We start from the raw sequence: 24,074 nt of genomic DNA, 5'->3' as shown, positions 1-24,074 counted from the left end.
GTCACCTGCCGGGGGTCGTGGGGGCGGGGGGTTGGGCGGCGGGGGCCTGGGCTGTGCGGTCCGGGCGGCTCGTGGTGCCGGTCTGGCCGGACCGGGGCGGCTGGCCCGACTGGTTCGGCTCGTTCCCCTGGTTCGGCTCGTTCGCCTGGACGAGCGGCCGGGCGGGCTGGTTCGGCTGACCCGGCTGGTTCGGCGTCTGCCCCGTCCGGCCCGGCTGATTCGCCTGGGTGCCGGGGACCTGGCTCTGGCCGGTGGGGAGTTGGCCGGTGGGGAGCCCGCCCGTCGCGTTCTGGTTCGCCGCGTCCTGGTTCGTCTGCGACAGCGTGATCGCCTCGGGGGGCCGTACGGATTCGCGCGCGTGGGCCCCGGAGGGCTGCGCGGCGGGTGAGGGGGAGCCCTTGACGGTGCCGTCGGGCTGGAGGAAGGCGGGGTCGCCGCCGGGGACCATGCCGAGTTCGCGGGCGCGCTTCTGGAGGGCGTCCGGCGCGGAGTAGGAGTCGATGTCCCGCTGGAGCGCCTGCTGTTCGTCGGTGAGGCTCTTGGTCTCCTTCTGGAGGTCGTCCATCCGGAACGAGCCCTCGCTGAGCGCGGAGTTGAGCACCAGCAGGCCGATCAGCCCGCCGCCCAGCAGGACGACGACCAGCAGCACGAACGGTGTCCGTCCGGCCTGCGCACCGCCTCCGGCCGGCAGCAGCCCGGCCAGTCGTCCCTTGAGTCCCGTTCTCATAGCGCCTCCACCCAGTAGGACGTCCGAAGCCTCCGCGAAGATGCACGAACCGGCCCGAGTCGCTCAGATGTGTGAATCGGCCCGCTCCGGGAACTTCGCGGTCGGCTCCCTGACCGGCTCACTCCACGTCCTCCCTGATGCGCTCGGCGCCCCGCAGCCGCGCGGGGGCGGCCCGGCGGTTCTCGGCGATCTCTTCCTCGGTGGGAAGTTCGGCACCGCGCGTGAGCAGCTTGAGCCGGGGCTGGTAGCGCTCGGGCACGATCGGCAGCCCGGGCGGCGCCGTGTTGGCGGCGCCGGCCGCGAACACCTGCTTGACCAGGCGGTCTTCGAGGGAGTGGTACGACAGGACGGCGATCCGCCCGCCCACGGCCAGCGACTTGACGGCCGCCGGGATCGCCCGCTCCAGCACGGACAGCTCGCCGTTGACCTCGATGCGCAGCGCCTGGAAGGTCCGCTTGGCGGGGTTGCCGCCGGTCCGCATCGCGGCCTGCGGCAGCGCGCCCCGGATCACCTCGACGAGCCGCGCGCTGTTGGTGAACGGCTCCTTCTCGCGCTCGCGCACGACGGCCGAGACGATCCGCTTGGCCTGCTTCTCCTCGCCGTACGCGCGCAGGATGCGCACCAGTTCGCCGCCGGGGTACGTGTTGAGGACCTCGGCGGCGCTGATGCCGGTCGTCTGGTCCATGCGCATGTCGAGGGGGGCGTCCTGTGCGTACGCGAAGCCGCGGCCGGCCTCGTCGAGCTGCATGGAGGAGACGCCGAGGTCGAAGAGGACGCCCTGGACGCGCGGGTGGCCGAGCCGGTCGAGGACGTCGGGGAGTTCGTCGTACACGGCGTGGACGAGGGTGGCGCGCTCGCCGAAGGGCGCGAGGCGCTCGCCGGACAGGCGCAGGGCCTCCTTGTCGCGGTCGAGGGCGACGAGGCGGGCCTCGGGGAAGCGCTCCAGGAGGGCCTCGCTGTGGCCGCCGAGCCCGAGTGTGCAGTCGACGACGACCGCTCCCGGCTCCTGGAGCGCTGGTGCCAGCATGTCCAGGCACCGGTGGAGCATCACGGGGACGTGTCGGCTGTTGCTCAAGGGGCCCTCTCAGTTACCGGCGGGGCCCGTACGTACGCGCCGCGCACGCGGGGAGACCACGAGCGGCCGGGCCGGGGTCCCACGGGGAAGTTTCTCGGGTTCGAGTCGGCAGGGAGAGCCTCCGCTGCCGCGCCTCCCGCTTCGCGTCACTTTAGTCCACGCTGTCTCACGGTCAATCAACCGGCCTGCGCGTCGCGGACCCTCGCGCGCGGGTAGCCGCGTACCGCGAGAAATCACCCTTTGGGCCCCCACCTGCTCACTCTTGTGGCTTACCTCACACCGAGGGTGCGATGACCCTCATTTTCCTTTCTCACAACGGGACCGGAAGGCGGGTGACCAGTACCGTCATGGATATGACGACTTCCGCATCCGTATCGACAGACTCCGAAGGCGCCATACCTCACGGCGGCACGGTCACCGACCGGCTGGTGCAGGCGAACGAGCACTACGCCTCGGCGTTCACCGACCCCGGCATGGACGCCCGCCCGGTCCTGCGTGTCGCGGTCGTGGCCTGCATGGACGCCCGTCTGGACCTGCACGCGGCGCTCGGCCTCGAACTGGGCGACTGCCACACGATCCGCAACGCGGGCGGTGTGGTCACCGACGACGTGATCCGCTCGCTCACCATCAGCCAGCGCAAGCTGGGCACCCGTTCGATCGTCCTGATCCACCACACCGGCTGCGGCCTGGAGCAGATCACCGAGGAGTTCCGCACCGAGCTGGAGGACGAGGTCGGCCAGCGTCCCGCGTGGGCGGTGGAGGCGTTCCGGGACGTCGACCAGGACGTCCGGCAGTCCATGCAGCGGGTGCGCACGTCCCCGTTCCTGCTGCACGCCGACGATGTGCGAGGCTTCGTCTTCGACGTGAAGACGGGTCTGCTGCGCGAGATCGACCCGGCCCACTAGCGCGAGCACCGCGAGTACGGGGTCCGCGCCCTGTCAACTTCCTGTCACCATTACCGGCAAAAGCCGCAGCCCAGGACATATCTCCGGCGGTTATCCACAGGCGAGTGACACGAATCGGTAACGGCGGCAAGAATGCGGTGAGGGCGCCGAGCCGAACATTCCGGGGGCGGCGTCCGTGATTCGGGGTGGGCCGGTTCGCACGACAGCGGCGGCCCGGAACAGTACGGGCCGAGGAGGGCCGGGTGACGACCTATGACGAACGAGCGAGCCTCACTGATCTGACCACCACCGTGGACAGGGTCCGCGGGTCGGTGGAGGGGGTGATCGAGGGCAAGCCCGAGGTCGTACGACTCGCGCTGACCGTGCTGCTCGCCGAGGGGCACCTGCTGATCGAGGACGTCCCCGGCGTCGGCAAGACCATGCTCGCCAAGACCCTGGCGCGGTCCATCGACTGCTCGGTCCGCCGTATCCAGTTCACCCCCGACCTACTGCCCTCGGACATCACCGGCGTGTCCATCTGGGACCAGCAGCGCCGTGACTTCGAGTTCAAGCCGGGCGCGATCTTCGCGCAGATCGTCATCGGCGACGAGATCAACCGCGCCTCGCCGAAGACGCAGTCCGCGCTCCTGGAGTCCATGGAGGAGCGCCAGGTCACCATCGACGGGCAGTCGTACGAGCTGCCGAGCCCGTTCATGGTCGTCGCGACCCAGAACCCGGTCGAGATGGAGGGCACCTACCCGCTGCCCGAGGCGCAGCGCGACCGCTTCATGGCCCGCGTCTCCATCGGTTACCCGAGCCCCGAGGCCGAGCTGGAGATGCTCGACGTGCACGGCGCGGTGAGCCCCCTGGACGACCTCCAGCCCGTCGCGCACGCGCACGACATCGTCAAGCTCGTCGACGCCGTGCGCGGAGTCCATGTCGCCGAGGCGGTCAAGCGGTACGCCGTGGACCTCGTCGGCGCCACCCGCACGCACCCCGACCTCAGACTGGGCGCCTCCCCGCGCGCGACGCTCCACCTCCTGCGCGCGGCGAAGGCCACCGCCGCCCTCTCCGGCCGCGACTACGCCCTCCCCGACGACATCCAGTCCCTCGCGGTCCCCGTCCTCGCCCACCGCCTCCTGCCCACGGCCCAGGCCCAGCTCAACCGCCGCACCTCGGAACAGGTCGTCGAGGAGATCCTCCAGCGCACCCCGGTCCCGGCAACCCCCCAGCAGCAGCGCGACTACGGCCAGCCGTACGGCTCGCGGGGTCTGTGATGACGCCCGGAGGGGCGCCGCCCGGCGGGTTCCCGGCAGGGGGCACACCGGACGGGCGGCCTGCGGGGGCAGCCGCCGGGGGTACACGGGGAGGCTTCGCGGGAACGCCGTCCGACGACTCCACGAGGCCGGCACACGGGCGGCACCCGGGCGGCCGGGCCGAGGCGGCGTTCGGCGAGCCCGCACGGCCGACGGGATCACCGCAGCCCGGGCGCGCCCCGGGTGCTTCTGCGGGCGGTCGCCCGGACACCCCGGGCGACCCGGCAGCGGCCGGTTCCTTCGCACCGCCGACAGGCGGGCAGGCCACGGGGGCCACATCAGGCGGGTATCCACGACGGCCCGGCACTCCGCCGAGCACCCCCGCTGGGAGCGCTCCGAGCGCCTCCCCCCAACGGCCCGGCACTCCTCCGGCCGACTCCGCCGGGGCGACAGCAAGCGGGCATGCCACCGGGACTGCTTCGGGCGGACACCCCCGGCGATCTGCCGGCCCTGCGGGGGCCGTACCCGGTGGCTTTGCCGGGGTGGGCGCCCCTGGGGCGTATCCCGGGCGGCCTGCGGGGCCACCGGCGCACGGGCCTGCGGGGGCGAGCGCGAGTGGGCGGGTGGGCGGTGGCCCGGGTGGCGCAGGGGGGCGCGGTGAGGGCAAGCCGGGGGAGAAAGGTGGCGTGCGGACCGCGCTCGCCGGGCTCACCACGCGGGGGCGGTCGTTCCTGGCCGCCGGGATAGCCGCCGCCATCTGCGCGTACGTGCTCGGGCAGCCGGATCTGCTGCGGGTCGGGCTGCTGCTCGCGGTGCTGCCGTTGATCTGCGCGGGAGTGCTGTACCGGACGCGGTACCGGGTGGCGGGCAGCCGGAGGCTCGCGCCCGCGCGCGTGCCCGCCGGCAGTGAGGCCCGCGTGCACCTGCGCATGGACAACGTGTCGCGGATGCCGACCGGCCTGCTGATGCTCCAGGACCGGGTGCCGTACGTCCTCGGCCCGCGCCCCCGCTTCGTCCTGGACCGTGTCGAGGCGGGCGGCAGGCGCGAGGTCTCCTACCGGGTCCGCTCCGACCTGCGGGGCCGCTACCCGCTCGGCCCCCTCCAGCTGCGCCTGTCCGACCCGTTCGGCATGTGCGAGCTGACCCGCTCGTTCTCGTCGTACGACACCCTGACCGTGATCCCCCGCGTCGACCCCCTCCCCCCGGTCCGCTTCAGCGGCGAGGCCAAGGGGTACGGCGACGGCCGCCAGCGCTCGCTCGCGCTGGCCGGCGAGGACGACGTGATCCCGCGCGGCTACCGCTACGGCGACGACCTGCGCCGCGTCCACTGGCGCTCGACGGCCCGCTACGGCGAGCTGATGGTCCGCCGCGAGGAACAGCCGCAGCGCGCCCGCTGCACGGTCCTGCTGGACACCCGGGGCATCGCGTACGACGGCGTCGGCCCGGACGCGCCCTTCGAGTGGGCGGTCTCGGGCGCGGCGTCGGTCCTGACGCACATGCTGGAGCGCGGCTTCACGGTCCGCCTGCTCACCGACACCGGCAGCTCGGTCCCCGGCGAGGGCACCGAGGGCTTCGTGGGCGGCGGCGAGTCCGCCGAGGCGGCCGGCCTGATGATGGACACCCTCGCGGTGGTCGACCACTCCGACGGCGCGGGCCTCTCGCGCGCGTACGACGTGCTGCGCGGCGGCAACGAGGGCCTCCTCGTCGCGTTCCTCGGCGACCTGGACGAGGAGCAGGCGGCGGTGGCCGCGAAGATGCGCCAGCGCAGCGGAGGAGCGATCGCGTTCCTCGTCGACAACGACTCCTGGAGCCGGGAGGCGGGCCGTGAACCGAACGGCGGGTCCGAACCGATGAAGGGTCAGGCGGAGCGGCTGAGGATGCTGCGGGACGCGGGCTGGACGGCGGTGAGCGTCCCGAGGGGCGCCTCGCTGGAGGACCTGTGGCGCCAGGCGGACCGCGAGCGGTCGGGCGTGGTGGGCACGACCGGAAGGACGGGATCATGAGCGGGCGGGCGAGAGTGACGCTGTGCTCGGCGGCGGCCACGCTGATGGCGGCGACCGCCCTGCTGCCGCTGGTCGACCGCAGCTCGTGGTTCCTCCAGGCGGTGCTGCTCCTGCTGGTCCAGTCGGGCGTGGGCGCGGCGGCCCGCCGCATCCCGCTGGCCCGGCCGCTGACGGTGGCGGCGCAGGTGCTGGTGACGGTCCTGCTGCTGACCCTGGTCTTCGCCCGCGAGCAGGCACTCGCGGGAATCGTCCCCGGCCCGGAGGCGATCACGCGCTTCGCGGACCTGTTCCAGGCGGGCGGGGACGACGTGAGCCGGTACGCGATCCCGGCCCCGCTGTCCGACGGCATCCGGCTGATGCTGATCGGCGGGGTCCTGGTGATCGGCCTGCTGGTGGACACCCTCGCGGTGACGTTCCGCAACGCGGCCCCGGCGGGGCTGCCGCTGCTGGCCCTGTACTCGGTGGCGGCGGGCCTGTCCGAGGGGGGCTCCGACTGGCTGTGGTTCCTGGTCGCGGCGGCCGGCTATCTGATGCTGCTGCTCGCCGAGGGCCGCGAGCGGCTCTCCCAGTGGGGCCGCGTCTTCGGCGGCGCCCCGCGCGGGCCCGGCGGTCCCGGCGCGGCGGAGGGCCCGGTGGCCCCGGTGCGCACGGGGCGGCGGATCGGCATGGCGGCGCTCGGCGTCGCCCTGGTGGTGCCGCTGCTGCCGATCCCGGCGATCCAGGGCGGCCTGCTGGACGGCACGGGCGCGGGCGTCGGCGCGGGCACGGGCGGCGGGGGCACGATCTCGGCGGTCAACCCGCTGGTGTCGCTGCGCGACAGCCTGAACATCGACCAGGACCGTACGGTCCTGACGCTGCGGACGAACTCCAACGACCTGTCGGACATGTACCTGCGGATCGTCTCCCTGGACGACTTCGACGGCACGACCTGGCGCCCGTCCCGCAAGCGCATCCAGGAGGTCCCCAAGAGCTTCCCGACGCCGGTGGGCCTGCGCTCGGACGTGAAGCGCACGGAGGTCACCACGCAGGTCACGGCCGCCGACTGGTACGCGCAGGACTGGCTGCCGATGCCGTACCCGCCGAGCGGGGTGCGCATCGCCGGGAACTGGCGGTTCGAGCCGGAGGGCATGACGCTCGTCGGGGACCACGGCCAGAACACGCGCGGTCTGACGTACCAGGTCAGCAGCCTGGAGGTGCAGCCGACGGCGGAGCAGCTCGCGGCGGCGCCCGAGGCGCGCTCCTCGATCCTGGGCGACTACACGGAGGTGCCGTCCTCGCTGCCGTCGGTGGTGTGGCAGCAGGCCCGGCAGATCACCCGGGGCGCGGAGACGGACTACGCGAAGGCGGTCGCGCTCCAGGACTACTTCGCGGTGACGGGCGGCTTCCAGTACGACACCCAGGTCGAGGTGGGGTCGGGTCCGGACGCGATCGCCACGTTCTTGCGGGACAAGCAGGGCTTCTGCGTCCACTACTCGTTCGCGATGGCGGCGATGGCCCGGACGCTGGGCATCCCGGCGCGGGTCGCGGTCGGTTTCGCGCCGGGCACCCCGCAGGGGAACGGCACGGTCGAGGTGAGCCTGAAGGACGCGCACGCGTGGCCGGAGCTGTACTTCGAGGGCATCGGCTGGACCCGGTTCGAGCCGACGCCGACGCGGGGTTCGACGCCGTCGTACACGCTGCCGGACTCCGCGGACACGGCGGCTCCGGCGGTGCCGGAGAGCTCGGCGTCGGCGAGCGCGGCGCCTTCCGCGGCGCCGTCCGCGAGCGCGAGCTGCTCGGCGGTGGAGCGCAAGGAGAACGGCTGCGCGAGCGCGCTGCCGGTGGACTCGGCGACGGGCGGCGGCGGGGGCACCCCCTGGTACAAGGTGGCCTGGTGGTCGCTGCTGGCCGTGCTGGTGATCGCGGTGCCGTCGCTGCCGATGCTGTGGCGGCTGCGCAGGCGGTCGCTGCGGCTGGCGTCGGCGCGGCACGCCGGGGCCGGTCCTGGCGGGGAGCGCGCGGGGCCCCAGGGCGCGGTGGGTGATCCGCTGGCGCCGGGTGAGGATCCCTCCGTGCGGGCCGGTGAGGCCGCCGTCGCGCACGTCCTGGCGGTGTGGCGGGAGCTGACGGACACGGCGTGGGACTTCGGCATCGCGCCGGACGAGGCGCTCACGCCCCGGCGGGCCGCCGAGCGGATCGTCGGGCTCGGCGAGCTGGAGGAGCCCGCGGCGCGGTCCGTGCACCGGGTGGCCGGCGCGGTGGAGCAGGTCCTCTTCGCGCCGCACCCGCGCGCGGAGGCCGGCCTGGCGGACGAGGCCCGTGCGGTCCGCGCCGCTTTCCGTGCCCGCGCGACCTGGCCGGTCCGCCTGCGCGCCCTCGTCGCCCCTCGTTCCGCCGTCCGGGCGATGTGGGACCTCATGGACCGCTGGACGGCCGCGAAGGCGTCCTGGGCGACCCGCTGGGCCGGCCTGGCGCAGCGGGCGCCGTGGGCCGGGCGGGGGCAGCAGCAAGGAGGCTGAGAGGCGCGGGAAGGGCCGCCGCGGGGTGTCTCCGGACACCGCGCGGCGGCCCTCCTTCTCGGCTATCACCCGGTTCGGCTGTGCCCCGGTTCGGCTGTGCCCCGGTTCGGCTGTGCCCCGGTTCGGCTGTGCCCCGGCTCGGCGGCTTCCCCGCTCGGCCGTCATCCTGTTCGGCTGTTCCCGACGCCATCCGGCGCGCATGGCTGAGGGGGCCACCCGATCGGGTGGCCCCCTCAGCCGTACGTGTCAGGAGCTGCGCTACGCGCCTCGGGTCACTGGCCCTGCTGCTCGTCGCGGCGGCGCTGCCAGCGCTGCTCGATGCGGTCCATCATGGAGCGCCTCGACCGGGGCTGGCGGGCGTGGGGGCCGCCGGGCGCGGGCTGCTCGCCCGGCTTGGGGGCCTTGCGCCAACCGGTCACGGCGAGCACGGCGCATCCCAGCATGACGAGGAACCCGACCACGCTGAGCCAGACCTGCTGGGCGACCATACCGGCCATGAGGAGCGCGATACCTACGAGGAAGCCGGCGACCGCCTGGTAGACCCGTCGCCGGGTGTACGTCCGCAGCCCGCTTCCCTCAAGCGCTGTCGCGAACTTGGGGTCTTCGGCGTACAGCGCTCGCTCCATCTGCTCAAGCATTCGCTGCTCGTGCTCAGAGAGCGGCACGGCGTCCTCCTCATCGTGCAGTCGCCGGGGCGACCCGGGGGTCCCTTCAGGATAGGCAGGGAATCGCCCCCGTGAAACCCGCCCCTCTACGCCAATTGGCCAACCAGAACCCGTCAAGAGCGTCCCGGCTCGCTGAGGCTTCCATTCCCCGGCGGCCGACCCGTCATGCCGGACGGTCTCCCTCGATCATACGGCGCACGACGCCGTAACGGAGGGCCTGTGGCGTACTCCATCACGGCCGGGACCTTGATCAAGCCAGGGTCAAGGGGGCGTAAAGGGACCGGTCAGCTCGCGCGGGTCTCGCCGAGGACGTGGAGCTGGGTCGCCACGGAGTGGAAAGCGGGCAGTTCCGCCGCCGTCTCCTCCAGTTTCAGCAGGGCTTCCAGCGCGCCGGGCTCGGTGTCGACGAGGACGCCGGGGACGAGGTCGGCGAAGATCCGTACGCCGTGCACCGCGCCGACGGCGAGGCCCGCGCCCTCGACGAGTTCCGTGAGCTGTTCGGCCGTGAAGCGCCGGGGGACGGGGTCGCCCTCGCCCCATCGGCCACTGGGGTCACCGAGCGCCTGCCGGGCCTCCTTGAAGTGCCCGGCGAGCGCCCGCGCGAGGACGGCGCCGCCGAGGCCCGCCGCGAGGAGGCTGAGGACGCCCTCAGGGCGCAGCGCGGCCACGGCGTTGCGGATGCCGTCGGCGGGGTCGTCGACGTACTCCAGGACGCCGTGGCACAGGACGGCGTCGTACCCGCCGCGCTCCACGACGTCGAAGAGGCCGCCCGCGTCGCCCTGCACGCCCCGTACGCGCTCGGCGACGCCGGCCTCGGCCGCGCGGCGCTCCAGGGCGAACAGGGCGTTGGGGCTGGGGTCGACGACGGTCACCCGGTGGCCGAGCCGGGCGAGCGGTACGGCGAAGTTGCCGCTGCCGCCCCCGGCGTCCAGCACGTCGAGCGACTCACGGCCGCTGCCCTTGACCCGGTGCTCCAGCGCCTCCTGGAGCACCTCCCACACGACGGCCGTGCGCAGTGACGAACGCGGCCTCGCCGGATCGGTCCCCAGCGCCCCGGTCTGCGGACGTTCCTGCGGGGCGGGCGAGCGCGACGGATCCGACACGGCAACTGACTCCTAGACGCGGCCCCGCCGCGTTACCCGGCGGGGCGGACGGACACCCCCGAGGTGAGGGCTTCGTGCGCGTCCACCCTATTGCCTCGGCCGTGCCGTCAGCCCGCGTGCGGGTAGTCGCGGTCGCCTCCCGGCGGGTTCTGGCGCGGCAGGACCGGCTGGACGGACAGCAGGCGCTCCACCAGGCGCACGAACATCGCGACGTCGCGTATGAGGTCGTCCGCGTCGCGCGGGGACGCCGCGCCGACGATGCCGGCCTCGGCGCGGGCCCTGCGGGTGGCGCCCGCGGCGAAGTGGGCGCTCCACTCGGCGAGTTCGGGGGCGATCTCGGGGAGGAGCTCCCAGGCGCTGCGGATGCGGGCGCGGCGCCGGGGCGTGAGGTCGGGCCGGGCGCGGGCCGCGAGGACGGCGGCGGCGGTGCGCAGCGCCGCGAGGTGCGCCGTGGCGTACCGCTCGTTGGGGGTGTCGAGGACGGCGGCCTCGTCCAGCCCTGTGCGCGCCTGCGTGAGCAGGTCGAGGGCGGCGGGCGGGGCCGTGGCCCGGCGCAGGACGGGGTGCACGTCGCTCGCCGGGCCGTTCAGTGAGGGGGCAGGGCCGGTGACGCTGTGCCGGTGGGCGGCTGCCGCGCGGTTGCTGGCCATGACGAACCTCCTGTCGTCTGGGTGACGGCACTGTGGCCGTATGTGCCCATCGTGAGGTATGCCACTGACAATCCGTTCTGACCTGGTCTTTTGTCTCGGTCAGGAGTTCGATCACCCCTTCTGGCCGCCTTTCGCGTCCCGCCTTCGCCGCGATCTTCGAACCGGTCCCCCGGCGCTCCCGTTCCTGTGAGAATCGACGCATGGAAAGCAGCACCACGTCGGGCGGCGGCACCCGCCGCGAGGCCACTCGGCAGAAGCTCTACGAGGCGGCCGTCACGCTCATCGCCGAGCAGGGGTTCTCCGCCACCACGGTGGACGAGATCGCCGAGCGCGCGGGCGTCGCCAAGGGCACCGTGTACTACAACTTCGCCAGCAAGTCCGTCCTCTTCGAGGAGTTGCTGCGACACGGCGTGGGCCTGCTGACCGCCTCCCTGAGAGAGGCGGCCGAGCGCTCCGCGCGCGCGGGCGGCACGCGGGTCGACGCGCTCGACGCGATGATCCGCGCGGGGCTCGTCTTCATCGACCGGTATCCCGCGTTCACCCAGCTGTACGTGGCCGAGCTGTGGCGCACGAACCGTGCCTGGCAGTCGACCCTCATGGTCGTGCGGAAGGAGGCGGTGGCCGTCGTCGAGGACGTCCTGCGCGCGGGCGTGGAGGAACGCGAGTTCGCGGACGACATCGACGTACCCCTGACCGCCGCCGCGCTCGTCGGGATGGTGCTGGTCGCGGCGCTGGACTGGCAGGCGTTCCAGCCGGAGCGGTCGCTGGACGAGGTCCACGCGGCGCTGTCGCGGCTGTTGCAGGGGCGGGTGAGCGGGCGGCTGTAAGGGGCGCCCTCCTGGAGTAGCGCCCCTTACCGAGGCGTACGACGAAAGCGCCGGTCCGACGTGGCCGCGTCCCCCGCGGGCCACCGTCGAACCGGCGCTTCCTCTTGCTCCCCCCCGTTTCCCCCTGTTCCCCCGATTCCCCCGTCGGTCCCCCGTCCGGTCGTTCCCCCCAGGGGTCCCCCGTGCCTCGCTCCCGCCGACCAGGCCGGCGGAAGGAGCGGTCCGGGACCGGTGCCGGTTCCGCCGCCCCGTGTCGGCGGTACCGGCGCCGGGCCCCTTTCCGTGCCTCCACTCTCCCGTTCACGCAGGTCGGCACCCATCCGCGCGCGTACTCATCTCGGGGGTTAGGTACGGATACTCAGAGCTGTGTGCTCATCACCAGGCCGGCTCGTCCCGCCCTGGTTACCATCGCGTCCGTGTCCGTACTCCCCCTCGTGTTCACCAGCGGCTGGGCCAGCGGCATCAACGCGTACGCGGTGGTGCTGCTGCTCGGCGTGTTCGGCGCGACAGGGTTCAGCGACGAGATCCCGGAGACCCTGCAACGCCCTGAGGTCCTGGTCGTCGCGGGCGTGCTGTTCCTGTGCGACACGGTCGCCGACAAGATCCCGTACGTCGACTCCGTCTGGGACGCCGTCCACACGCTGATCCGGCCCGTCGCGGGCGCCTGGGTCGGCGCGCTCCTCGCGGGCCACTCCGGGTCCCTCTCCGACATCGCCGCGGGCCTCCTGGGCGGCTCCACGGCCCTCGCGAGCCACGCGGTCAAGGCGGGCACGCGGATGGCCGTCAACACGTCGCCCGAGCCCTTCAGCAACCTGATCGTGAGCCTTGCGGAGGATCTCGGCGTCGGAGGGCTGGTGACCTTCGCGATGTTCCATCCGGAGGCGGCGGCGATCATCGCGGGCACGCTGCTCGTCGTCGGCGTGGTCCTCCTGGTCTTCCTCGTCTCCCGAATCCGCCGTTTCCTGCGCCGGAGGGCGCAACGCCGGGAGGAACGGAGGCCGGCGGGGCGAAGCGGGCCGTCAGGGTGAGGTGAGGGAGGCGGGTGGGGCGACCCGCCCCGGCCTCGCTGTCAGTGGTGGCCGATACAGTCGCCGGCATGGGACGGATCGTGGTGATCGGCGCCGGGATGGGCGCGATGGCGGCGGCTGCGCGGTTGGCGATCGCGGGGCACCGGGTGGTGGTGTACGAGCGGGGGGAGACGTACGGCGGCGGGGTCGGGCGGTGGGAGCGGGACGGGTTCCGGTTCGACGTGGGGCCCGGGGTGCTGACGTTGCCCGCGGTGTGGCGGGATCTGTTCGTCAAGACCGGCAAGGAGGCGTTGGAGGACGTCGTCGGGCTGACCCAGGTCGACCCCTCGGCGCGGCACGTGTTCGGGGACGGGAGCGCGGTGTCCTTGCCGAACGCCTCGCGCGCGGGTGTGGTCGCGGCGTTGGACGAGGCGCTGGGGGCGGGGGCGGGCGCGCGATGGGGGGACTTCCTCGTGCGGGCGCGCGAGGCGTGGGACCGTATGCGGCGGCCGTTGCTGGAGGAGCCCCTGTGGCCGAACTGGGAGGTGCTGGCCGGGCGCGAGCCGTACCCGTCGGTCCCGCACAAGCGGCTCCTGCGCACGCGCAGGGCGGGCACGCTCGCCAAGGTCGGCGCCTGGGAGCTGCGCGACGCGCGCCTCACCGCACTGCTGGAGAGCCACGCCCTCGCGCACGGCCTCGACCCCCGCACGGCGCCCGCGAGCGCGGCCGTCCTGCCGTACATGGAGCACGCGTTCGGCACCTGGTACGTCCAGGGCGGCCTGCGTGAACTGGCCCGCGCGGTGTACGAGCGGTGCCTCGCGCGGCGGGTGGAGTTCGTGTTCGGCACGGAGGTCGTCCGGGTGGTGGAGAAGGACGGCCGGGTCGCGGGGGTGGAGGTGACGGAGAGCACGTCGCGGAACTCACCGAACGGGAGGACCGCACACGGCTCGCCGACCGGCAGCGCCTCCCGGGAGTACCTGGCCGACGGCGCCGCCCCCGGCAGCACCCTCGTGGACGCCGACTTCGTCGTCACCGGCGCTGCTCCCGGCCTCCTCGGTGTCCCCGCGCGCGGGGAGGGCGAGGTGCAGCCGCAGCGGGGGCTGCCGAGCCGGCTGACGGTGCTGCTCGCGTTGCGTGGCGCTCGCCCCGGGGGCACCCCGCATCTGACCGTCGTCCACACCCCCGACCGCGAGGCCGAGTTGGCGTCCCTCTTCGGGGCGGAGCCGACGGCCCCGGCCTCCCCCACGGTCACCGTCCTGCGCCCGGACGACCCGACCCTGGCTCCGGACGCCGAGCACGAGGCGATGGTCCTCACGGCCACGGTCCCGGCCGGCGCCGGAGGGGATCACGAGGCCGCGGCGGAGGCGATGCTGACGGCCGCCGAACGGGCCGTACCGGGCCTGCGGGAGCGGCTCCTGTGGCGTGAGGTGCGCACCCCGGCGGACGTCGCGGCGGCGACCGGCGCGGAAGGTGGCTCGATTCCGCCCCCCGCGCTGGCCGCGGCGGAGGGCCGGCTGCTGCACCCGTCCAACACGACCGCCCTCCCCGGCCTGTTCACCGTGGGCGGCTGGTCCCACCCCGGCGGAGGACTGCCGCACGCGGGCATGTCGGGGGCACTGGTGGCGGGACTGATCGTGGAGGGGCCGGAGTTCAGGGGGTCGCAGTGAGGAGGTGAGCGGCGGGGGCACGGGGCGCACGCTCCCGGCAGGATCGGCTGCGCACGCCCGGCGGTTCAGAAACGGTACTGCTGCTCGTCGTACCCGTTGCCGTGCTGCTGCTGGCCCTGGCCGTCCTGGTAGTACTGCTGGTCGGCGGGGAGGTCGCCGTAGGGCGGGTCGTCCGTGTTGCGCTGCTGGGGGACCCAGACGCCGCCCGCGGGGGTCTCCGTGTAGCCCTGCTGGGCGTACTGGTCCTGGGGGTAGCCCTGTTGGGTGCCGTACTGCTGCTGGTCGTAGCCGGTGGTGTCGTACGAACCCGTGCCGTAGGTCTGGGTGCCGATGTACGGGTCGGAGTAGGCGGCGTACTGCTGCTGCTCGCCGGTGGCGTCGTAGCCGTACGCCTGCTGCTGGTCGTAGTAGGCGGCGTACTGGTCCTGGCCGGTGGCCGCCGCGTACGCGGTGTCGCTGTAGACGCCGTACGTGCCGGTCTCGTCCGGCATCGGCTGGGGCTCGTAGACCGTGTCGGCGGACTGGTTGAGGGGGCGGGCCGGGGTGAAAACGTCGTCGTGGTCGAAGTCGTCGTCGTAGCCGCCGGTCGCGCGCTCGAAGGCGGCGGTGGCCGCGGCGTCGAGGGCGGGGTCGGCGGCCTCGTACGGCGCGTCGGGGGCCTCGGCCGTGCCGGGGGGCGGGGTCGCGGGGGCGGCCGGATCGTCGTCGTCGGCCTTCTTGCCCTTGCGGCGCTTCGTGAAGCCCTCCGCGAGGCCCGGGCGGCTGACCGCCCAGCCGGACTCGAAGCCCTTGCGGAACGACAGCGTGACGTACGTCTGCCCGATCGCGAACGCGACCGCGCCGACGGCGATCACCGGGACCGATGGAATCAGGACACCGAAGACGACGCCCAGGAAGCCGGCGAACGCCAGCAGCCGCCAGCGCAGTCGCGCCTTGTACTGCAACAGCACCTCGCCGAGCAGCCAGAGTGCGACGACGCCGAACGCGATGTAGAGGACCGTCCAGCCCATGTACGCCCCTCTTCTCCCAGTGGCCGCTACGCAGTGTGTCTTATTTCCGTGCGACCGGTCTAGGCCCGCGGGGGATGGTGCAGGCCAAGGTTCTCGTAGATTTCCAGCGACGCCGTGGAGTTGTTGAGCGTGATGAAGTGCAGTCCGGGGACGCCCTCGGCGAGCAGCCGCGCGCAGAACTCCGTGGCGAATTCGATACCAATGGAGCGTACAGCGGCCGGATCGTCCTTCGCTGTGAGGATCCGCTCTTTCAGGGCGGACGGGATGACCGCGTTGCTGAGCTGCGGGAGCCGCTCCAGCATGCGGACGCTGGTGACCGGCATGATCTCGGGGATGACCGGGGTGTCGCAACCCGCGGCGGCGACGCGGTCGCGCAGGCGCAGGTAGGACTCGGGCTGGAAGAACATCTGGGTGATCGCGTAGTCCGCGCCCGCGCGGCACTTGTCGACGAAGTGCGCGACGTCCGTGTCCCAGTGGTCCGACCTCGGGTGCATCTCCGGGAACGCGGCGACGCCGACGCAGAAGTCGCCGGACTCCTTGATCAGGCGGACCAGTTCCGCCGCGTACGTCAGTCCGCTGGGGTGCGCGATCCAGTCGGCCATCGGGTCGCCGGGCGGGTCTCCCCTGACCGCGAGCATGTTCCTGATCCCGGCGTCAGCGTACTGGCCGATGATGTTGCGCAGTTCGGCGATCGAGTGGTTCACGGCGGTCAGGTGCGCGACCGGCGTCAGCGTCGTGTCCGCGACGATCTGCTGGGTCTCCTTCACCGTCCCCGCGCGCGTGGAGCCGCCGGCACCGTAGGTCACCGACACGAAGTCCGGTGCCACCGCCTCGACTCTCCTCAGCGCGCTCCACAGGCTCCGTTCGCCCTTGGGCGTCTTCGGGGCCGAGAACTCGAACGAGTACGTCGTCTTGCCGGACGCCAGGATGTCACGCACCGTACGCGCGCGGTCGGTCCTTGTGGATGCGGTTCCGAGGGCCATACCCGCAGGTTAGCCAGCACCGGGCCACTCCCCCAACCGGCCCTCGGAAATTTGCCCTAATCCACGGGTGCGGTGTCCGTTTATCGGACGGGGCGTAGGGGAAGTGGGCAGGTCCGGCGGCTGCGCCGCCTTCCCCGGTCACGCCTCGTTCAAGCGTTTCTTGAGGCGCGCCGCCGCCTCGCCGGGGTCGGTCGCCTCCGAGATCGCGCGGACGACCACCACTCTGCGGGCGCCCGCCTCCAGGACCTCGTCGAGGTTCGTGAGGTCGATGCCGCCGATCGCGAACCAGGGGCGGGCGGGGGCGAGGGACGCGGTGTGGCGGACCAGGCCGAGGCCGGGGGCCGGGCGGCCGGGCTTCGTCGGGGTGGGCCAGCAGGGGCCCGTGCAGAAGTAGTCGACGCCCTCCTGGACCGCCGCGGCCTCCGCCTCCGCCGCCGAGTGCGTGGAGCGGCCGATCAGCGTCCCCGGGCCCACGATCGCCCTCGCCGCGGGGACGGGAAGGTCGCCCTGGCCGAGGTGCAGTACGTCAGCGGCGGCGGCATGCGCGATGTCCGCGCGGTCGTTCACGGCGAGGAGCTTGCCGTGCCGCGCGCAGGCGTCCGCGAACACGGCGAGGTGCTCCAGCTCCTCCGCCGCCTCCAGCCCCTTGTCCCTGAGCTGCACGATGTCCACTCCCCCGGCGAGCACGGCGTCCAGGAACTCCGGGAGGTCGCCCTGGCGCTTACGGGCGTCCACGCAGAGGTAGAGACGGGCGTCGGCTAGCTGTACTGCGGCGTCGGGCATGGGGTCCCCCCGGGGTGGGTCGGTCGGTGGTGTCGGGTGGGGCACGGCCGTGTCTCTCCGGGAGGCACGGCCGTACCTCACCGCGTGTCGGTCAGACCGCCAGTGCCTGGGCCCGGCGTTTGACCTCGGTGCCCCGGTTCTCCAGGAGTGCCTGGGCCGGGGTGCCGGGGAGGGTGGGGTCGGGAGTGAAGAGCCACTCGATCATCTCCTCGACCGTGAAGCCGTCGTCCCGCAGGAGCGTCAGCAGGCCGGAGAGGCCCTTGACGACCTTGTCGCCGTCGATGAAGGAGGCGGGGACGTGCAGGGCGCGGTTCTCGCCGCGGCGGACGGCGATCAGCTGGCCCTCCTTCACCAGCTGCCGTACGCGCGTCACCTCCTCGTCGAGCAGTTCGGCGATGTCGGGCAGGGTCAGCCAGGCGGGGACAAGAGCGTCGATCTTCGTGTCAATCTCGGTCACGACATCAAGCCTGCCATCTGCCACTGACACGCGGAAGCGGAGCCCACCCGGACACCCACCCGGACACCCACGCCGAGAGCCTGCCGGGACCGCCGGCACCCGGCCGCCGAACCAGCCGCTCCCTCACGCCACCGCCGACTTCAACGGCGCCCCCGCGTCCCCCAGCACCACCACATCCATCACGGCCCCCGCCTCGATCAACCGCCTCCCCTGCGCCAGATCCCGAGGCCGTCCTACGGCCAACAGGGCGACCAGGCGCCCCTCCCGCAGCCAGCACACCGACCAGGCCGGTCCGGACGGGTCACCGCGCCAGATCATCGTGTCGGCCCCCGCGTGATGCCCCGCGTACTGCACGAACCGCCCGAACTGCTCGGACCAGAAGTACGGGACGGGGTCGTAGGCGGTCAGGGGCGCGCCGGTGGCGGACGCCAGGATGTTCGAGGCGACCGTGCGGGGCCCCTGGAGGGCGTTGTCCCAGTGGTGGATCAGGAGGCGTTCGCCGTAGCGCACGGAGGGGAACGAGGCGCAGTCGCCGACGGCGTAGACGTCGGGCGCGGACGTGCGGAGGTGTTCGTCGGTGACGACCTCGCCGTGGGAGCCCAGGGTCACCCCCGAGGAGCGCAGCCACGCCGTCGCGGGCCGCGCGCCGATGCCGACGAGGACCGCGCCCGCGGGGATGCGCGTGCCGTCGTCCAGCACAACGGCGCCCGGCTCGATGCTCCGTACGCGCGCGTGGGTGCGCAGTTCGACGCCGAGGTCGGCGTACCAGGAGGTCATGGGTGCGGCGACGTCGGCGGGGAGCGCGCCCGCGAGGGGGCGGTCCGCCGCTTCGACGACCGTCACCGCGCACCCCGCCTCGCGCGCGGCGGTGGCGAACTCGGCGCCGATCCACCCCGCCCCGACGACCACGACGTCGTGCTGGTCGGCGAGGACGGGACGGAGGCGTTCGACGTCGTCGAGGGTGCGCAGGAGGTGGACGCCGGGGACGCCCTCCGTGCCGGGCAGGAGGATCGGTTCGGCGCCGGTGGCGAGGACGAGGACGTCGTACGGGACCGTACCGGCGTCCGTGTCGACGACGTGATCCGAGGGGCGCACGGCGAGGGCCTCGCGGCCGAGGACGAGGTCGATGCCGAGGCCCGGGAAGTCGATGTCGAAGGCGGAGCCGTCGGACTTGCCGAGGAGGACGGCCTTGGAGAGCGGCGGGCGGTCGTACGGCTGGTGGGGTTCCGCGCCGACGACGGTGACCGTCCCGGCGAAGCCCTGTTCGCGCAGGGCGACCGCGGTCTGCACCCCGGCCATCCCGGCGCCGACGACGACCACGCGCGGGGCGTCCGTTTCCTGCTCCTGCGTCTGCTCGCTCACTCGATCACCATAGTTGCGTGACGGTGAGTCAGTCAGGGGCCCGGCTTCGTGACCTGCTCCACAACGCTCGTACCGGTGCCCCGCTGGGACTCCCACTCCCAGGTCTCGTCGAGCCGCAGACGTCCGTCGGGGAGGATCACGACGGTCGACACGCAGTGGCCGGAAGCGGTCGTCCCGTCGGTGCGCAGCTGGACGTAGCGGAAGTCGACGCGGTCGCCCGCGCGCGTGCCGACGAGGTGGCCGCGTACGACGTCCCCGCCCGCGTAGTCGGCCCAGACCACGCCGTCGGACTCGTGGTAAGTGAACCGGGTGCCCGTGCCGACCTGGCCGGGCGCCTGGTCGGCGACGGGGGCGAACACGAGGCCGTCGAGGGTCAACTGAGGCTCCCTTTACGAGGTGCGGGGGGTGCGGGCTAGGGTGGTGCCAACGTAAAGCACTCGCGGGAGCCCGGGCGTACCGGGCTGAGAGGGAGGCTGGCCGGCCTCCGACCGTACGAACCTGATCCGGGTCATGCCGGCGAAGGGAGGGGCTGGACGCCCATGTCGCCTACGCGTCCGTCTGACGTCCTCGTGGTCGGGGGCGGGATCATCGGGCTGGTCACCGCCTGGCGGGCCGCACAGCGCGGCCTGAGGGCCTCTGTGGTGGATCCCGAGCCGGGGGGCGGGGCCGCTCAGGTCGCCGCCGGGATGCTGGCCGCCGTCACCGAACTGCACCACGGCGAGCAGACCCTGCTGGGTCTGAACCTCGCCTCCGCGCGCCGGTACCCCGATTTCGTGGCCGAGCTGACCGAGGTCACCGGGCACGACGTCGGCTACCGCCGCTGCGGGACGCTCGCCGTCGCGCTCGACGCCGACGACCGGGCCCACCTGCGTGACCTGCACGTGCTGCAACGGCAGTCCGGGCTGGAGTCGGAGTGGCTGTCCGGGCGGGAGTGCCGCCGTCTGGAGCCCATGCTCGCGCCCGGTGTGCGCGGGGGACTGCGCGTCGACGGCGACCATCAGGTCGATCCCCGTCGGCTCGCCGCCGCGCTCGTCGTCGCCTGTACGCGCGCGGGGGTCGCCTTCCACCGTGAGTGGGCCGCGCGGCTCGACGTCACCGGGGGGCGGGCCACCGGCGTGCACACGCGCGCGGGTGCGTTCCTCGGCGCCGGGCAGGTCGTGCTCGCCGCGGGCAGCCTCAGCGCGCGGCTCGACGGGGTCCCCGACGCCGTACGGCCGCCCGTGCGGCCCGTGAAGGGGCAGGTGCTGCGGCTCGCCGTGCCGGCCGCGTACGCGCCCTTCCTGAGCCGTACCGTGCGGGCCGTCGTGCGCGGGAGTCACGTGTATCTCGTGCCCCGTGCGAACGGGGAGCTCGTCGTGGGGGCCACCACCGAGGAGCAGGGGTGGGACACCGCCGTCACCGCGGGGGGTGTGTACGAGTTGCTGCGCGACGCGCACGAGCTGGTGCCCGGGATCACCGAGCTGCCGCTCACGGAGACGCGTGCGGGGCTGCGGCCCGGGTCGCCCGACAACGCGCCCCTTCTCGGGCCGACCGGGCTCGCCGGGCTGCTCCTCGCGACCGGGCACCACCGCAACGGGGTCCTGCTGACGCCGGTCACCGGGGACGCGCTCGCGCACGCGCTGACCTGCGGTGAGCTACCCGAGGAAGCCCGTTCCTTCACTCCCCGGCGCTTCGGTGCCGGCTCGCTTCTGGAGCACGCCGTATGAACATCTCCGTCAATGGCGAGGTGCGGGTGGTCGACGCGGGGACGGTGCTCGATTCCGTCGTCCGTACGCTCGCGCCCGTTCCCTCCGGGGTCGCCGCCGCGCTCAACGAGATCGTCGTCCCGCGCGCGGGGTGGTCCACGACCGTTCTCTCCGACGGGGATCGCGTCGAAGTGCTCACGGCTGTCCAGGGAGGTTGAGTCATGGCTGATGACGCGTTTCTGCTGGGGGGTACGGCGTACTCCTCGCGGCTGATCATGGGGACCGGGGGTGCGGCCAGTCTCGATGTCCTCGAACGTGCGCTCGTCGCGTCCGGGACCGAGCTGACGACCGTCGCCATGCGGCGGGTGAATCCCTCCACCCAGGGATCGGTTCTGTCCGTTCTTGATCGGCTCGGGGTTCGGGTGTTGCCCAATACGGCCGGCTGTTTCACCGCGGGGGAGGCCGTTCTCACCGCCCGGCTCGCCCGGGAGGCGCTCGGGACGTCGCTCGTCAAGCTCGAAGTGATCGCCGATGAGCGGACGCTGCTGCCGGATCCCGTCGAGTTGCTGGAGGCGGCGGAGGTGCTGGTGGACGACGGGTTCACTGTGCTGCCGTACACGAACGACGATCCCGTCCTCGCGCGGAAGCTGGAGGATGTGGGGTGTGCGGCGGTGATGCCCCTCGGGTCGCCCATCGGGTCCGGGCTCGGGATCCGCAACCCCCACAACTTCCAGTTGATCGTCGAGCACGCGCGCGTGCCGGTGATTCTCGACGCGGGGGCCGGGACGGCCTCCGATGTGGCCTTCGCGATGGAGCTGGGGTGCGCGGGGGTGATGCTGGCGTCCGCGGTCACGCGGGCGCAGGACCCCGTCCTGATGGCATCGGCGATGCGCAGCGCGGTCGAGGCGGGGCGCTCGGCGCGGTTGGCGGGGCGCATCCCTCGCCGGTACTTCGCGGAGGCGTCGTCCCCGGCGGAGGGCTTGGCGGCGTTCGACCCTGAACGCCCGTCCTTCTGACCGCTCCCTTCCCCACCCACGCACCACCGTTTCCAGTCGGCCGAGAGGCTGGCGTCTCCCGTGGGGCTTCCCGTCCGAAGCCCCACCACAGACGCGGCTTCCGCGCGGGCGCGGATGCGCGTGACGCGGGGCGGCGCAGGCCGGGAACGCTGCGCCCTCCGCAGGCTCGGATGTGCGGGTCTCCACCGGGCAGCCGAGGCGCTCCGGCTGCGGCTCCCGCGCGCGGGCGCGGATGGGTCGGAGGACCTCCGGTCGCGGGTGCCGACCAGGCACGCGGCTTCCGCGCGGGCGCGGATGTCGGGCTCGGGTGGCGGCCCGGTCGTCAGTCGTGTTCTCCCCCCGCCCCGTGATCCCCGCCACTGACGGAACCCTTCCCTCCAGGGGTCAGGGGGGTTTCGCGTCACAAGGGTGTTCCCATTCCGGGTGGGCGGATCTCTGTGTCAGTGGTGGCTCGTAGACTCGGCGGCGTGGATACGACCCTTCAGGACCCTCTCGTCGGGCAGGTGCTCGATGGGCGTTATCGCGTCGATGCGCGGATCGCGGTTGGCGGGATGGCTACGGTCTATCGGGCCGTGGACATGCGGTTGGACAGGGTGCTGGCCGTGAAGGTGATGCATCCGGCGCTGGCGGCGGACGGCGTGTTCGTGGAGCGGTTCATCCGGGAGGCCAAGTCGGTCGCCCGGTTGGCGCACCCGAATGTGGTGCAGGTTTTCGATCAGGGGGCCGATGGGCCTTACGTGTATCTGGCGATGGAGTACGTCGCCGGGTGCACGCTGCGGGATGTGCTGCGGGAGCGGGGTGCGCTTCAGCCCCGGGCCGCGCTGGACATTCTGGAGCCGGTGCTGGCAGCGCTGGGCGCCGCGCACCGTGCCGGGTTCGTGCACCGGGACATGAAGCCCGAGAACGTGCTGATAGGGGACGACGGCCGGGTCAAGGTCGCGGACTTCGGGCTGGTGCGGTCCGTAGGGACGGTGACGGAGAGCACGGGGGGCGTGCTCGGGACGGTCGCGTATCTGGCGCCGGAGCAGACGGAGAGGGGCACGGCGGACGCGCGCGTGGACGTGTACGCGTGCGGGGTCCTGCTGTACGAGATGCTGACCGGCGCGCAGCCGCACGAGGGCGAGACCCCGGCGATCGTGCTGTACAAGCACCTGCACGACGACGTCCCGCCGCCCTCGGCGGCCGTACCGGGTCTGGCGTACGAGCTGGACGAGCTGGTCGCGTCGGCGACGGCGCGCACACCGGACGTGCGGCCGAACGACGCGGTGGAGCTGCTGGGCCAGGTCCGCACCGCGCGCGGAGCGCTCAGCGAGGAGCAGTTGGACGCGGTGCCGCCGCAGTCGACGGCGTCGGAGCACGACATCGCGCAGGACCGTACGAGCGTGATCCCGAGGTCGCTGACGGTCCCGCGCCTGCTGCCGGTGAACGAGGAGGAGGACGTCCAGCACACGTCCCGCTTCGAGGCGCCCCCGCCCCCGCCGCGCAGGAGCCCGGTGCGGCGCCGGCGGGGCGTCGTCGCGGTCGTCGCCGGGGTCCTGCTGGTCCTGGGGATCGGTACGGGCGTCTGGTACATCAACTCGGGCCAGTTCACGAACGTCCCCGCGGTCCTCACGCAGACCGAGGCGGTCGCGAAGGAGCGGCTGGACGACGCAGGGCTCGCCGTCGGCGACGTGAAGCACGCCTACAGCGACACGGTGCGGCGCGGAACCGTCATCAGCACGGACCCCGCGCCGGGCGCCCGCATCCGCAAGAACGACTCGGTGACCCTCACGGTCTCGGACGGCCCGCAGACGGTCCGCGTCCCGGACGTCACCGGTCTCACGCAGGCCGAGGCGAGCAAGCGCCTCACCGCCGCCGGGCTCGAACCGGGCGTCGTGACCAGCGAGTTCAACGACTCGGTCACCAAGGGGACCGTCATCCGTACGACGCCCGCGGTCGGCACGTCCCGGCGTGCCGGGTCCGCCGTCGCGCTGGTCGTCAGCAAGGGCGCGTCCGTCGAGATCCCGGACGTCACCGGGCAGGACCTCGACGCGGCGACGACCGCGCTGGAGGGGGCCGGCCTCAAGGTCGAGATCTCCTCGACGCAGGTCAACTCCGAGCTGGACAAGGGCAAGGTCGCGCAGCAGTCGCCCGGCGCGGACGGCGAGGCCGCCGAGGGCGACACGGTCACGCTGACCCTGTCCAAGGGCCCGGAGATGGTCGAGGTCCCGGACGTCGTCGGATCGAGCGTCGACGACGCGAAGAAGCAGCTCGAACAGTCCGGCTTCAAGGTCGAGGAGGACCGGGGTCTGCTGGGCCTCTTCGGGGACACGGTGAAGGACCAGTCGGTGGACGCGGGGAAGACGGCGCCGAAGGGGTCGACGATCACGATCACCATCCGGTGAGGGGGTGATGAGGGGGTACGGGGACGGCGGGG

22 protein-coding genes and 1 riboswitch are annotated in these 24,074 nt (G+C 73.1%); of the genes, 11 read left to right on the top strand and 11 right to left on the bottom strand.

Features of this window, described 5'->3' with window-relative positions; translation table 11 throughout:
• Position 1 precedes the first annotated feature (1 nt).
• Together PV682_RS07290 and rsmH are read right to left on the bottom strand one after the other, a co-directional pair.
• On the bottom strand, positions 2 to 727 hold the full coding sequence (locus PV682_RS07290; RefSeq protein WP_319725233.1) for an FtsB family cell division protein: 726 nt from the start codon (positions 725 to 727) through the stop codon (positions 2 to 4).
• 118 nt (positions 728 to 845) lie between these two features.
• Positions 846 to 1,802: a 16S rRNA (cytosine(1402)-N(4))-methyltransferase RsmH gene (gene rsmH, locus PV682_RS07285; protein ID WP_079057024.1), complete on the bottom strand. Its 957-nt coding sequence runs from the start codon at positions 1,800 to 1,802 to the stop codon at positions 846 to 848.
• Positions 1,803 to 2,155: 353 nt separating this feature from the next.
• Here rsmH and PV682_RS07280 point away from each other — a divergent pair, with 353 nt between their 5' ends.
• The 4 genes from PV682_RS07280 to PV682_RS07265 all read left to right on the top strand — a co-directional run bounded on the left by PV682_RS07280 (position 2,156) and on the right by PV682_RS07265 (position 8,443).
• On the top strand, positions 2,156 to 2,707 hold the full coding sequence (locus PV682_RS07280; RefSeq protein ID WP_319725228.1) for a beta-class carbonic anhydrase: 552 nt from the start codon (positions 2,156 to 2,158) through the stop codon (positions 2,705 to 2,707).
• Positions 2,708 to 2,949: 242 nt separating this feature from the next.
• Positions 2,950 to 3,963: an AAA family ATPase gene (locus tag PV682_RS07275; protein ID WP_055722820.1), complete on the top strand. Its 1,014-nt coding sequence runs from the start codon at positions 2,950 to 2,952 to the stop codon at positions 3,961 to 3,963.
• 665 nt (positions 3,964 to 4,628) lie between these two features.
• Positions 4,629 to 5,945: a DUF58 domain-containing protein gene (locus tag PV682_RS07270; RefSeq protein ID WP_319725225.1), complete on the top strand. Its 1,317-nt coding sequence runs from the start codon at positions 4,629 to 4,631 to the stop codon at positions 5,943 to 5,945.
• Entirely contained in the window at positions 5,942 to 8,443 is a 2,502-nt protein-coding gene (locus tag PV682_RS07265) for a transglutaminase TgpA family protein (protein WP_319725223.1), read from the top strand. The genes PV682_RS07270 and PV682_RS07265 overlap by 4 nt, the downstream gene beginning before the upstream one ends.
• Positions 8,444 to 8,715: 272 nt before the next feature.
• Here the strand turns inward: PV682_RS07265 and PV682_RS07260 are convergent, their stop codons facing one another.
• The 3 genes from PV682_RS07260 to PV682_RS07250 form a co-directional block, all read right to left on the bottom strand.
• Complete coding sequence (locus tag PV682_RS07260) at positions 8,716 to 9,108, bottom strand: DUF3040 domain-containing protein (protein WP_055722823.1); 393 nt, start codon at positions 9,106 to 9,108, stop codon at positions 8,716 to 8,718.
• 284 nt (positions 9,109 to 9,392) lie between these two features.
• Complete coding sequence (locus PV682_RS07255) at positions 9,393 to 10,211, bottom strand: methyltransferase (RefSeq protein WP_319725219.1); 819 nt, start codon at positions 10,209 to 10,211, stop codon at positions 9,393 to 9,395.
• Positions 10,212 to 10,318: 107 nt separating this feature from the next.
• Positions 10,319 to 10,861, bottom strand: coding sequence for an SAV_6107 family HEPN domain-containing protein (locus PV682_RS07250; RefSeq protein WP_319725216.1), 543 nt, complete (start codon positions 10,859 to 10,861; stop codon positions 10,319 to 10,321).
• Positions 10,862 to 11,061: 200 nt separating this feature from the next.
• Between PV682_RS07250 and PV682_RS07245 the strand changes: the two genes are divergently transcribed.
• The 3 genes from PV682_RS07245 (at position 11,062) to PV682_RS07235 (ending at position 14,362) form a co-directional block, all read left to right on the top strand.
• Complete coding sequence (locus PV682_RS07245) at positions 11,062 to 11,688, top strand: TetR/AcrR family transcriptional regulator (RefSeq protein ID WP_055722826.1); 627 nt, start codon at positions 11,062 to 11,064, stop codon at positions 11,686 to 11,688.
• 416 nt (positions 11,689 to 12,104) lie between these two features.
• On the top strand, positions 12,105 to 12,716 hold the full coding sequence (locus PV682_RS07240; protein WP_319725211.1) for a DUF4126 domain-containing protein: 612 nt from the start codon (positions 12,105 to 12,107) through the stop codon (positions 12,714 to 12,716).
• 68 nt (positions 12,717 to 12,784) lie between these two features.
• A complete protein-coding gene (locus PV682_RS07235) occupies positions 12,785 to 14,362 on the top strand; it encodes a phytoene desaturase family protein (RefSeq protein WP_319725208.1) in 1,578 nt (525 codons plus the stop codon).
• 65 nt (positions 14,363 to 14,427) lie between these two features.
• On the opposite strand, the gene PV682_RS07230 is transcribed toward PV682_RS07235, so the two are convergent.
• The 6 genes from PV682_RS07230 to PV682_RS07205 form a co-directional block, all read right to left on the bottom strand.
• Positions 14,428 to 15,372: an SCO2102 family sporulation regulator gene (locus tag PV682_RS07230; protein ID WP_319725206.1), complete on the bottom strand. Its 945-nt coding sequence runs from the start codon at positions 15,370 to 15,372 to the stop codon at positions 14,428 to 14,430.
• Positions 15,373 to 15,431: 59 nt separating this feature from the next.
• A complete protein-coding gene (gene metF / locus PV682_RS07225; protein WP_055725468.1) occupies positions 15,432 to 16,355 on the bottom strand; it encodes a methylenetetrahydrofolate reductase [NAD(P)H] in 924 nt (307 codons plus the stop codon).
• Between the two features lie 138 nt (positions 16,356 to 16,493).
• Positions 16,494 to 17,138 carry a thiamine phosphate synthase gene (gene thiE, locus PV682_RS07220; RefSeq protein WP_319725202.1) on the bottom strand — a complete coding sequence of 215 codons (645 nt, stop codon included), beginning with the start codon at positions 17,136 to 17,138 and terminating at the stop codon, positions 16,494 to 16,496.
• Between the two features lie 91 nt (positions 17,139 to 17,229).
• Positions 17,230 to 17,595 (bottom strand): Rv2175c family DNA-binding protein, encoded by a 366-nt coding sequence (locus tag PV682_RS07215; RefSeq protein WP_055721929.1) that lies wholly within the window; start codon positions 17,593 to 17,595, stop codon positions 17,230 to 17,232.
• Between the two features lie 123 nt (positions 17,596 to 17,718).
• The gene (locus tag PV682_RS07210) at positions 17,719 to 18,957 is read right to left on the bottom strand and encodes an NAD(P)/FAD-dependent oxidoreductase (RefSeq protein ID WP_319725200.1); all 1,239 of its coding nucleotides are present in this window, start codon (positions 18,955 to 18,957) and stop codon (positions 17,719 to 17,721) included.
• Between the two features lie 32 nt (positions 18,958 to 18,989).
• Positions 18,990 to 19,334, bottom strand: coding sequence for a hypothetical protein (locus PV682_RS07205; RefSeq protein ID WP_319725198.1), 345 nt, complete (start codon positions 19,332 to 19,334; stop codon positions 18,990 to 18,992).
• Positions 19,335 to 19,386: 52 nt separating this feature from the next.
• A riboswitch (TPP riboswitch) is annotated at positions 19,387 to 19,499 on the top strand.
• Here PV682_RS07205 and thiO point away from each other — a divergent pair.
• The 4 genes from thiO to pknB all read left to right on the top strand — a co-directional run bounded on the left by thiO (position 19,497) and on the right by pknB (position 24,042).
• Positions 19,497 to 20,663: a glycine oxidase ThiO gene (gene thiO / locus PV682_RS07200; RefSeq protein ID WP_319725196.1), complete on the top strand. Its 1,167-nt coding sequence runs from the start codon at positions 19,497 to 19,499 to the stop codon at positions 20,661 to 20,663. Its footprint overlaps the riboswitch before it by 3 nt.
• Complete coding sequence (thiS, locus tag PV682_RS07195; protein ID WP_319725194.1) at positions 20,660 to 20,860, top strand: sulfur carrier protein ThiS; 201 nt, start codon at positions 20,660 to 20,662, stop codon at positions 20,858 to 20,860. The genes thiO and thiS overlap by 4 nt, the downstream gene beginning before the upstream one ends.
• A gap of 3 nt (positions 20,861 to 20,863) precedes the next feature.
• On the top strand, positions 20,864 to 21,658 hold the full coding sequence (locus PV682_RS07190) for a thiazole synthase (RefSeq protein ID WP_319725192.1): 795 nt from the start codon (positions 20,864 to 20,866) through the stop codon (positions 21,656 to 21,658).
• Positions 21,659 to 22,125: 467 nt separating this feature from the next.
• A complete protein-coding gene (gene pknB, locus PV682_RS07185) occupies positions 22,126 to 24,042 on the top strand; it encodes a Stk1 family PASTA domain-containing Ser/Thr kinase (RefSeq protein ID WP_319725190.1) in 1,917 nt (638 codons plus the stop codon).
• Positions 24,043 to 24,074 lie beyond the last annotated feature (32 nt).

This window comes from Streptomyces niveiscabiei (genome assembly GCF_033794345.1).
In the GTDB taxonomy this organism is placed as follows: domain Bacteria; phylum Actinomycetota; class Actinomycetes; order Streptomycetales; family Streptomycetaceae; genus Streptomyces; species Streptomyces niveiscabiei.
The sequence above is the reverse complement of the archived record's forward strand: the minus strand, read 5'-3'. Positions and strand labels throughout refer to the sequence as shown.

Coding starts and splice junctions, on each gene's coding strand:
- PV682_RS07290 (WP_319725233.1), bottom strand. CDS start 727: ATGAGAACGGGACTCAAGGGACGACTGGCCGGGCTGCTGCCGGCCGGA.
- PV682_RS07280 (WP_319725228.1), top strand. CDS start 2,156: ATGACGACTTCCGCATCCGTATCGACAGACTCCGAAGGCGCCATACCT.
- PV682_RS07265 (WP_319725223.1), top strand. CDS start 5,942: ATGAGCGGGCGGGCGAGAGTGACGCTGTGCTCGGCGGCGGCCACGCTG.
- PV682_RS07250 (WP_319725216.1), bottom strand. CDS start 10,861: ATGGCCAGCAACCGCGCGGCAGCCGCCCACCGGCACAGCGTCACCGGC.
- PV682_RS07245 (WP_055722826.1), top strand. CDS start 11,062: ATGGAAAGCAGCACCACGTCGGGCGGCGGCACCCGCCGCGAGGCCACT.
- PV682_RS07235 (WP_319725208.1), top strand. CDS start 12,785: ATGGGACGGATCGTGGTGATCGGCGCCGGGATGGGCGCGATGGCGGCG.
- PV682_RS07230 (WP_319725206.1), bottom strand. CDS start 15,372: ATGGGCTGGACGGTCCTCTACATCGCGTTCGGCGTCGTCGCACTCTGG.
- metF (WP_055725468.1), bottom strand. CDS start 16,355: ATGGCCCTCGGAACCGCATCCACAAGGACCGACCGCGCGCGTACGGTG.
- thiE (WP_319725202.1), bottom strand. CDS start 17,138: ATGCCCGACGCCGCAGTACAGCTAGCCGACGCCCGTCTCTACCTCTGC.
- thiO (WP_319725196.1), top strand. CDS start 19,497: ATGTCGCCTACGCGTCCGTCTGACGTCCTCGTGGTCGGGGGCGGGATC.
- thiS (WP_319725194.1), top strand. CDS start 20,660: ATGAACATCTCCGTCAATGGCGAGGTGCGGGTGGTCGACGCGGGGACG.
- PV682_RS07190 (WP_319725192.1), top strand. CDS start 20,864: ATGGCTGATGACGCGTTTCTGCTGGGGGGTACGGCGTACTCCTCGCGG.